Source organism: Floridaenema aerugineum BLCC-F46 (assembly GCF_041929345.1).
GTDB classification, from domain to species: domain Bacteria; phylum Cyanobacteriota; class Cyanobacteriia; order Cyanobacteriales; family Aerosakkonemataceae; genus Floridanema; species Floridanema aerugineum.
Genome location: NZ_JBHFNQ010000162.1, coordinates 1 through 8,412, shown reverse-complemented (window position 1 = coordinate 8,412; position 8,412 = coordinate 1). Strand labels below are relative to the sequence as shown.

The following is an 8,412-nucleotide window of genomic DNA, read 5'->3' as shown; positions in this document are numbered from 1 at the left end:
TATTCCAGGTTAACCAAAGGATTGACATTTGTTGCGGCTGAACCTATCCCTCAATCCTGTAACCAGGGGACACAGTTGGTTTTCGTTAAGGGTAAATGGTTTGCAATTTTCCCTCTGGCAGTCCAACTAAAATCAATTGAGCAACAAACTCAGACTTATTCAGTTCTCTGATTTGGTTCTTTTGCGTCAGGTACATCAAACAACTCTCGCTATAGACAACAGATTACAGCGAGAATACAATTTAGTCAATCAGAGAAACGGTGGGCTAAAGCCCACTGTGTCGTTTTTCCTCCCCTGGTTTCAAACTAGGGGTTTCCAAACTCCCGCGAGGTTTTTGATGAGTCAGCGAGATGGTTTTGCAGCAGGGTTTCTGGTAGGGTCTTTTGTTGGTGGCGTTGTTGGCGGTGTTTTGGGAGCTTTGTTAGCTTCTCGAATCAGTAACCAAGCATCAGAAACAGAAGCACCAATATTAAATGCCAATCAATCAGAAACGAAAGCTGAGAAAAGTAAAAAGCGTCAAATGGAAGCAGCTTCCGAACCTCGGATTGAAATGGCTAGACGCAGCTTAGAGGATAAAATTGCTCAATTGAATCAGACAATTGATGAAGTTCGCCTTTCTTTGGGTAATGTAAATGGAAATGTTACTTCCGAGAAAGGAGAACATACAGGCGACTCTGATTCGCCATCAGGATCTATTCTCAGAGACAATTCCTGAATTTGTTTCTTGGCTTTAAGATCCAAAGATAGATACCTGTGTTGCAACTATTGGTTTCACCGATGCAGAATCAGCCAATATCGGTTAAATTAAATTGAAACACAGATAATCTAGTAAATTTAGCGAAAAACCACAATAATTATGAGTCCAGTTGCTCTGCTGATAACTACACTTGCCACCTTTCTCAATATTTACATGGTGCTGTTGATTATTCGGTTCCTGTTGAGTTGGTTTCCGAATCTCAATTGGTACGATCCACCCCTTTCCATTCTCAGCCAACTTACCGATCCTTACATCAATTTCTTTCGTTCAATTATTCCCCCCATTGGAGGGATTGATTTTATTTCTCCGACGATCGCGATTTTGGTTTTACAGTTGGCGGCTGGCTTTTTGACTGGGTTACAAAGACAATTTTTGTACTAAATTCTTGAAAAGAGCGTGTGATGGATAGGCAAAAGCACGCTCTTGGACTCTGCTACTCGCCATGCTGGTTTAACGGCGGACTTTGCCTGTAAAACCTGCGGCTTTCAACTGTTCTAGCTGTAATGGTGTGGGTTGACTAGCTGCTACGGAAATTCTAAATTCAAAGTCGCTGACTCCAGGCGGTATTTCTTCAATCAGCCCGATCCGGTTGCGATTTTCCATTACGGAATTACCGTTAGCGTCGTAGATTCGACCAAAAACATCGGCATTGTACACATATTTACCGGATGTGTTATTGGCTTTGCCAGTGATCAGAAAGCAGTTAGCTGCCATTGTTGTCCCACTGGTAACTGATCCGGCTGCCATTTCTGGCGGACAATCTTTGTATGAGATGTCAGTTAGCTTGATCTGAGTTAGAGCTTCTGCCGATGGAGTAATTCCCCAACTCAACATTATAACCAGGCAAGAGACTAGGAAAAGTTTTAAGGCTGGAAACCTCATAAAATATACCGTGAATTCTCTAAACCTCAGCATATCTCGAATTGTAAACAACCGAGTTAAGTAAAATTCTTTAAAAGTTTTGCAATAATTAAAAAAATCATCCCTGATGTGCGTTGCCACAGGAAAACAGCCACGCAATATCCAAGCTTTAAGAATTGTGTGGAATTTAGTTCTATTTTATAATAGTGTGCTATGTCCCAGGCTGAGATCGAAGCTGCTTTAAAAGCTGCATTTGACCAGTGTATTGCTGCTAACTGTCCTTTAACTGAGGTGCAGAAACAGATTTTGCTGCAAGTAGCTCAAAGACTTTCTAGCACTGCGGAGGAAACTGCAAACTCAGAGGGAACAAATCCTTTGGATGAGTTGACTGCTCAGGAGCGTTTAGCTTTGCTGGAGTTTGTCAAGGAACAGGAAAGTTTAAATCAACCTTGGAAGATTCAGCTATTAAATGATTGGTTGAATAATACTAATTCAGGAGCAGTGCAGTTTATTCGCGATCGCTATGGTTTACAATGGTTAAATTTGGTGCAACCTTCACATTTAGCCGAGTATTTTGAGCGTTTGTCAGCTGAGTTAAAGCTGAAAGTTGGCGATCGCATTGAAGTATCCAATGGTTTATGGGAATGGATACAAGAAGATGGCCCTTGTAGTCAAATGTGGGTTTCTTGCACGGTAATTCGTGTTGAAGAAAGGCAGGAGAATTATAGTAGTTGTATCATCCGTTTTGATAACGGTATTGAATACGAAATTCAAGGAATTTATGATTGGAATCGTTATAATTGGCGTTGGCCTTCAGGGTGATATCAAATTCTTTTGAAAAACTTTTTAGTTTACTGAATGTATGATCTCGCCATTGCTAGATGACGTGCGGCGATAGCAGGATTTTGATGATGTACGTCATGATTAATTGTTGTTTGAATGACTGTTTTGCCAACAATTAGCTCTCCCAATGTACAGAGGATGTGGGGAATTTTAATCTCAAATGTTCCGTATTTCCCTTGTTGGTGATGGGTAGCCCTAAAGAATACTATATCACCCAACCCATAAACGATTCGTAGACATAACCAAAACCACAAAAATTTCTCTCCTCCTAACCAAGCTAAAATTCCTAACGCTACTAGCTTGATGAATAAATCTATTCCTAGTTGAAGATTGAATCCATTAGCTGCTACATAGCGAATAAAACTTTGTTCTGGAGTAGTAAAAGCATTCAGCAAAATCAGGAAAAAATTTCCTTGGATATGGTAATTATCAGGATCGGATGCTGTTGCGGGAGCGGCATGATGACCGAAATGAATCTCACGCATTTCTGCATAACTTAGTGTAATAACAGATAATGGAATAGGACTAATTCCTAAACAACGGATTATCCTATTTATTTGTTTTTACTTGCGGATGTGCATTAGTTCATGTACGTTAATTACCCAACGAGGCAATGCCAGGGCAACAACTACAAATAACACGAAAGGAGAGATAATTTTAGCTAAAAATAAAGCATATACTGTTATTAACATTAGGGCCGATCCAGCACATTCGCGGATATATTGTCTGGCATCATCCTCTGTAACCATATACTCGTTTGGTATTTTATTGGTGATTTGCTGCATCATGTTTTCAACAATATACTCACAAAACTTTTTGCTTACTCAGATCCCTGTCTTCTTTAAGAATTTGGGTATTCGATCGCATTCCCGACTTCTTCAAGAAGTTGGGAATCTAGATTACATTTTATAAGTTTATCGTATCAATCTAATATTTAGTTGTCAATTAATCCTAAGTGCTGGCGTAAAGATTGGCGCATTACATCGACGGGTACTTGTTGTTTTAGCCAAATTTGTAATGCTGCTGCGCCTTGTTGAATTAGCATTTCTAAACCGTCGATCGCATTTGCACCCTGTTCTTTAGCTATTTGCAAAAATTTGGTAGGATTGGGGGTGTAGATTAGGTCGTAGGCGATCGCATTTCTCGGCAATTTTTCCATTAATTCTGCACTTACAGGAGATTCATCAACGTGAGGATACATTCCCACTGGAGTAGTATTTACCAATAAGTTTGATTCACCGATTAAATCGGGTAATTGTTGCCAATGATGAATTCCGAGATTAACTGCTAATTGGGAATTTTGCCAACTATTTTGAAAGGCTTTTAACTTTTGCAAATCTCTACCTACAACTTGGATTTTAGCACAATTTAATTGAGCACAACCTGCAACTACTGCTCTGGCTGCGCCGCCATAACCTAATATTAATGCTGTAGTTTGATGCCAATTTTGGTTGTAGTTTTTCAAAGGTGCGAGAAAACCTTCCACATCTGTATTTGTGCCATTCCATCCTGTTTCAGTGCGCCAAACTGTATTGACTGCGCCTATTTCTTTAGCTATTGGTGATACTTCTGTTAATAGAGGAATGATTGCTTGTTTGTGGGGAATGGTAACACTAAAACCGATTAAACCGATAGCAGCAAAACCGGATATTGCGGTGGGCAAATTTTCTGGTTTAATGGGGAAAGGGAGATAAACGTAGTCTAATTGTAATTTTGCGATCGCGGCATTGTGCATCACTGGGGAGAGGGAATGCTCGATCGGATCGCCTATTACACCTAATAGTTTAGTTTTACCTGTAATCATTATAATTGGTTAATCTAATGTCCTGACTGTTTTTGAGTTTTTTCTGAGTTTTCTTTTACAGCTGTAAAGCCAACTATTCGCGGAATTGTCTCCAGCTTAATTTGACCTTTGAGGGTTTTACCATTTACTAAACCACGAATCGAAATAGATTGATTCTGACATTCTTTGATTTCATTTAATGACCCTGTTAAATTTAACGGTTGAGTTTTATTTTGATTGTTCCACTTACCTGTAAGCGAGGGTTTTTGTTCCATTGCACTTGCTAACTGTTCTTCTGTTTTTACAGAAACTAGAGAACCATTTAAGTATACTCCTGATTGTTGAATAATCAATAACAAGCTTTCCGAATTTAGGCATCCTGGTAAATTTTGGGTGGTAATGCGATAACGCCCGTCAATTGGAGGCGGTGCTTTCATAGTTGTACCATAAGTGGTGACACCTTTAAACAACAACACAACTAAACCGATCGCAGATCCATAAAAAGCTAAAGATTTCACGCTTAAATGACTCATTTTACTCCAGTAATAAAGGGGATAACAGACAAGTTGATGGGAGAATTTTTATAGTTTATTTACCTCAATAGTCTGAATCATTGATTGTAAATTTTTTCCGATTCCCATATAGAAGAAAGGTGAGAAGTTACTTGATTATAACGACGAGTAATTAACAGAGAAGAACGACATTCTGTAGCTAATAAATCAGTATAGCGCCCTAATGTTTGACGTTGAATTCCCCAAGTGCGACTAGTACCAGCAATGGTGAGATCGACAGTTTCGGATGCTGCTACTACGGCTTCGATAGGTTCGATTGCTTCGACAAAATTAATGTCAATGCGATCGCGAATACTCTTTGGTAAACGTTCTAATACGCTGCGAAATTCATCGCTAAAATCATTTTTGCTTAGTTCATTTTCCGCCACTATCAAAACAGTTAAACAACAAGTATCACGATTGAAAAGTAATCTTAAAGCAATTTCCAAGGCTAAATCATCGTGAATATTGGTAGAGTATGGCACTAATAAATTTTCTAACCTTTCTTTGCCGTGATCGACAAATACTGCTACATCGGCGGGTGCAGTACTGAGAATTTGACCAACTCTTCCACCCAAACGGTTAGTACTAAAAGCTGGACGATGCCAACCTACTAATATTAAATCTGTGCGATCGAGTAGGGCAATTTCTGCTGTTTCTCTAGCTACATCTTGCGAAATTCTGATGATTGGATGCACCTGTTGCCGAACTGCTGGAGGTTCTAAACTCTGAATTAATTCTTCTAAACGTTGGCGACGTTCTTGGATCAATCTATTAGCTTCTAAGGGAGTACTTTGAAATAAATAATCCTCTTCAAATTCTATTAAACTGAGGGGATGTACCACAGATGATTCTAATCTCATCCCGGCAATTGCTACTGCTAATTGTAGTAAACCTTTTTGGGTACGGGGATTAGCTACAGGTACTAAAATTCGATAATTTTGAGTTGATAGGACAGGATTAACAATAGCAGGTTTAGCCTCTACAATTGCTTCTTCTTGTTCACTAATCGACTCTAAAACATCGAGTTGAATTAATCGTTTGGGATAAGTCCATTCTAGTAACGGCGAAGTCATGAATGTAGTTACCAATGCCATGATTACCAACATGGTGAATAACAAAGGAGAAATTACTCCTAAACTTAAGCCGATATTGAGGACGATTAATTCAGTTAAACCGCGAGTATTCATCAACCAACCAAGTGCGGAAGCTTCGCGTTTATTAATGCCGGAAACTCTTGCTGCCACATAAGTTCCAGCGTATTTACCCACAATGGCGACGGCGACAACGGCGGCACAAAGTAACCATAATTCTGGTTGATTCAGTAAACCTATTTCTGTACGTAATCCGCTATAAGCAAAGAAAATTGGCAAGAGGAATATCAAAACAAAATCTTCGGTTTTTTCGGCTATTTCTCTGGTCATAGCCGGATTTTTGGGCATAACTGCGCCTAATAAAAATGCCCCAAAAATTAGGTGAATGCCGATTAATTCTGTGATTAAAGCTGAAGCTACTACAGCCATATAAATTCCGGCTAATTCAAGTTGAGTGAGGCGATTTTTGCGATCGTAGTGAGTAGCAAGTCTTTTGAGGAACGATCGCCCCACTGTCACCATGAAAGCAATATAAATTAAAGATTCAATAATTGTTGGTACAGCTTCGATCATACTGTTGCTGCGAGTGACTGCGATCGCTAAAGCCAACAAACACCAAGCTGTTACATCATCAACAGCAGCACAAGTTAAAGCTAAAGTTCCCAATCTTGTACCTTGTAAATTATTTTCTGTAATAATTCGCGCCAAAACCGGAAAGGCTGTAATCGACATTGCCGCGCCTAAAAATAAGGCAAAGGCAGTGAAAGAAACAGTTGAATTTGAAAGTAATGGATAAAGCCAAAGAGATAGTAAAGTGGCTAAAGAAAAAGGTACTAAAATACTGACGTTAGAGGTTAAAATTGCGATATCTAAATTGCCTCTAAGATATTTGGGATCTAATTCCAAGCCGATTAAAAACATGAAAAATATTAATCCTATCTGAGAGAGAACATTCAGATAAGGAATAGTTTCGGCGGGGAATAAAGTTGCAGCGATTCCGGGTGCAACTAATCCTAATAAAGATGGCCCAAGGATGATTCCGGCGACGATTTCTCCAATCACCAAAGGTTGCTTAAGCAAGCGAAATCCTAAACCTACAAGTCGGGAAAGTCCGATGACTATTAAGACTTGAATTAAAACTAGAACGACTGTCTGCATAATTTCCTCAAAGATAGCCTACATTTTACATAAAAACACTGGCATAAATTGTAGGTATCTTGACGCTTACAGTCTACTTTTAACAAAAATGTCGGCAGAAGTCCCCAACTATAACGCAGTTTAGTTGGGGTAGTTCACGATAACTTAACGGTCTGGATCGCAGGTGTAATTTAAGATTTTTGTGCGATCACCAACAGAGAAATTTTGACCTGCACAAACCTTGGGAAAGAAAAAGCCGACCCTTTAGAGTCGGGGCTTGTATCCCATTAATTTTGGTCAAACTCTAAACAGCAAATCAATTGAGTGCTCTAAGCTTGTTTTTGCCGCTAAAACGCTTGACTACAGAAGTAGCACCAATAGCACCAAATGCCAGTAAACTTAATACAGAAGTAGGTTCGGGAACGGAAGTTGGGCTAATCTTGAGTTCAGTGATTTGGATAGACCAGATATCTTCAGCCGAAACCCATTCTTGGAAAGTCCAAAAGGTAAAGGGATCGATCGGATCGAGCACGGTAGCGCTGTAATCACCCCAACGATTACGACCATTACCATCTCTTCGCAGGTAACTGGCGACACCTGCTTTGAGTAGTTGCGGAGTGTCAAAGGTCGTGACATTAGAAACAGTCTGACCCCTGACAGCATAACTACTGGCAAATTGGGATTCACTTGAACCACTAAAACCAATTACCACATCGCCAAAATCGTTAACGGCAAGGGAACCATAGTAAAAATCGAGGTTAGAATCGGCAATTAGCCCTTCTTGTAAGAGTGCGTTTGTGTTTGCGTCAATTTGGAACCAGCGCAGTGCCGCACGTCCTCCGCTATCGACGGTTTGCACGCCCCAGAAAGCGCCATTTTGCAAGATGATATTTCCCGAAAACCTGTTATCGCCTGCTTCTAAATTCTGTTTTGGCCCTGGTTGTTCAGCACTAGGCGGAGAAGAGTAGGGGGTAACGGAAATGAAGCCACCTAATGTATCAAGGGTTGGCGAGTTGATATTCCCGACAATGTTCGATCGCTTGAACAAACCGTTAGGTGTATTAAAGGCTGACAGCAATGCAGCTGGTGTTCCTGTGTTATCCAGATCGACGACAGGCTGTATGGTAAACCCGGTAGAGTTGGGATTTATGTTTTCAAATTTCGTTGCATTAGCAATTGTCGGCGTTATTCCCAGTAAATCGTTCTTTGGCAGAGTAACAACAGTTGTTCTAGTATCGGCACTAGTGATAGTTCATAAAACCATAGACAAATATCTCAGGTCTTATTTTGTAGGTGTTACCCTAACTGGGTGAACTACTACACCCTCTATCCCATTGCTCGCAGAGCGTTTGGGACTGCTTGTAGTCTTTTACTCGTCCCCTTTAG

General features: G+C 40.1%; 10 protein-coding genes and 1 pseudogene. 4 read left to right on the top strand and 7 right to left on the bottom strand.

The genetic code is table 11. The annotated features are described in order from the left end of the window. From ACE1CC_RS20905 to ACE1CC_RS20895, 3 genes and pseudogenes are all read left to right on the top strand, one after another. Positions 1-141: pseudogene (locus tag ACE1CC_RS20905) on the top strand (RNA-guided endonuclease TnpB family protein); the annotation flags it as partial. 196 nt (positions 142-337) lie between these two features. Then, entirely contained in the window at positions 338-715 is a 378-nt protein-coding gene (locus tag ACE1CC_RS20900) for a ssl2009 family thylakoid membrane protein (RefSeq protein WP_413272367.1), read from the top strand. Positions 716-856: 141 nt separating this feature from the next. Continuing rightward, the gene (locus tag ACE1CC_RS20895) at positions 857-1,138 is read left to right on the top strand and encodes a YggT family protein (RefSeq protein WP_413272366.1); all 282 of its coding nucleotides are present in this window, start codon (positions 857-859) and stop codon (positions 1,136-1,138) included. A 69-nt stretch (positions 1,139-1,207) separates the two neighbouring features. On the opposite strand, the gene ACE1CC_RS20890 is transcribed toward ACE1CC_RS20895, so the two are convergent. Beyond that, positions 1,208-1,639, bottom strand: coding sequence for a hypothetical protein (locus ACE1CC_RS20890; RefSeq protein WP_413272365.1), 432 nt, complete (start codon positions 1,637-1,639; stop codon positions 1,208-1,210). 192 nt (positions 1,640-1,831) lie between these two features. Between ACE1CC_RS20890 and ACE1CC_RS20885 the strand changes: the two genes are divergently transcribed. Next, complete coding sequence (locus ACE1CC_RS20885; RefSeq protein ID WP_413272364.1) at positions 1,832-2,440, top strand: hypothetical protein; 609 nt, start codon at positions 1,832-1,834, stop codon at positions 2,438-2,440. Between the two features lie 29 nt (positions 2,441-2,469). On the opposite strand, the gene ACE1CC_RS20880 is transcribed toward ACE1CC_RS20885, so the two are convergent. The 6 genes from ACE1CC_RS20880 to ACE1CC_RS20855 form a co-directional block, all read right to left on the bottom strand. Then, a complete protein-coding gene (locus tag ACE1CC_RS20880) occupies positions 2,470-2,946 on the bottom strand; it encodes a hypothetical protein (protein WP_413272363.1) in 477 nt (158 codons plus the stop codon). 78 nt (positions 2,947-3,024) lie between these two features. Next, positions 3,025-3,249 (bottom strand): hypothetical protein, encoded by a 225-nt coding sequence (locus ACE1CC_RS20875; RefSeq protein WP_413272362.1) that lies wholly within the window; start codon positions 3,247-3,249, stop codon positions 3,025-3,027. A 146-nt stretch (positions 3,250-3,395) separates the two neighbouring features. After that, on the bottom strand, positions 3,396-4,265 hold the full coding sequence (locus ACE1CC_RS20870) for a shikimate dehydrogenase (RefSeq protein WP_413272361.1): 870 nt from the start codon (positions 4,263-4,265) through the stop codon (positions 3,396-3,398). 14 nt (positions 4,266-4,279) lie between these two features. Further along, positions 4,280-4,777: a hypothetical protein gene (locus ACE1CC_RS20865; RefSeq protein ID WP_413272360.1), complete on the bottom strand. Its 498-nt coding sequence runs from the start codon at positions 4,775-4,777 to the stop codon at positions 4,280-4,282. A 77-nt stretch (positions 4,778-4,854) separates the two neighbouring features. Continuing rightward, positions 4,855-7,047 carry a cation:proton antiporter gene (locus ACE1CC_RS20860; protein ID WP_413272359.1) on the bottom strand — a complete coding sequence of 731 codons (2,193 nt, stop codon included), beginning with the start codon at positions 7,045-7,047 and terminating at the stop codon, positions 4,855-4,857. A gap of 295 nt (positions 7,048-7,342) precedes the next feature. Continuing rightward, positions 7,343-8,104 carry a hypothetical protein gene (locus ACE1CC_RS20855; RefSeq protein ID WP_413272358.1) on the bottom strand — a complete coding sequence of 254 codons (762 nt, stop codon included), beginning with the start codon at positions 8,102-8,104 and terminating at the stop codon, positions 7,343-7,345. Positions 8,105-8,412: the final 308 nt, after the last annotated feature.

What these genes read in the sequence shown, in the direction of transcription:
- ACE1CC_RS20900 (WP_413272367.1), top strand. Translation starts at nt 338, where the DNA reads ATGAGTCAGCGAGATGGTTTTGCAGCAGGGTTTCTGGTAGGGTCTTTT.
- ACE1CC_RS20895 (WP_413272366.1), top strand. Translation starts at nt 857, where the DNA reads ATGAGTCCAGTTGCTCTGCTGATAACTACACTTGCCACCTTTCTCAAT.
- ACE1CC_RS20890 (WP_413272365.1), bottom strand. Translation starts at nt 1,639, where the DNA reads ATGAGGTTTCCAGCCTTAAAACTTTTCCTAGTCTCTTGCCTGGTTATA.
- ACE1CC_RS20885 (WP_413272364.1), top strand. Translation starts at nt 1,832, where the DNA reads ATGTCCCAGGCTGAGATCGAAGCTGCTTTAAAAGCTGCATTTGACCAG.
- ACE1CC_RS20880 (WP_413272363.1), bottom strand. Translation starts at nt 2,946, where the DNA reads ATGCGTGAGATTCATTTCGGTCATCATGCCGCTCCCGCAACAGCATCC.
- ACE1CC_RS20875 (WP_413272362.1), bottom strand. Translation starts at nt 3,249, where the DNA reads ATGATGCAGCAAATCACCAATAAAATACCAAACGAGTATATGGTTACA.
- ACE1CC_RS20870 (WP_413272361.1), bottom strand. Translation starts at nt 4,265, where the DNA reads ATGATTACAGGTAAAACTAAACTATTAGGTGTAATAGGCGATCCGATC.
- ACE1CC_RS20865 (WP_413272360.1), bottom strand. Translation starts at nt 4,777, where the DNA reads ATGAGTCATTTAAGCGTGAAATCTTTAGCTTTTTATGGATCTGCGATC.
- ACE1CC_RS20860 (WP_413272359.1), bottom strand. Translation starts at nt 7,047, where the DNA reads ATGCAGACAGTCGTTCTAGTTTTAATTCAAGTCTTAATAGTCATCGGA.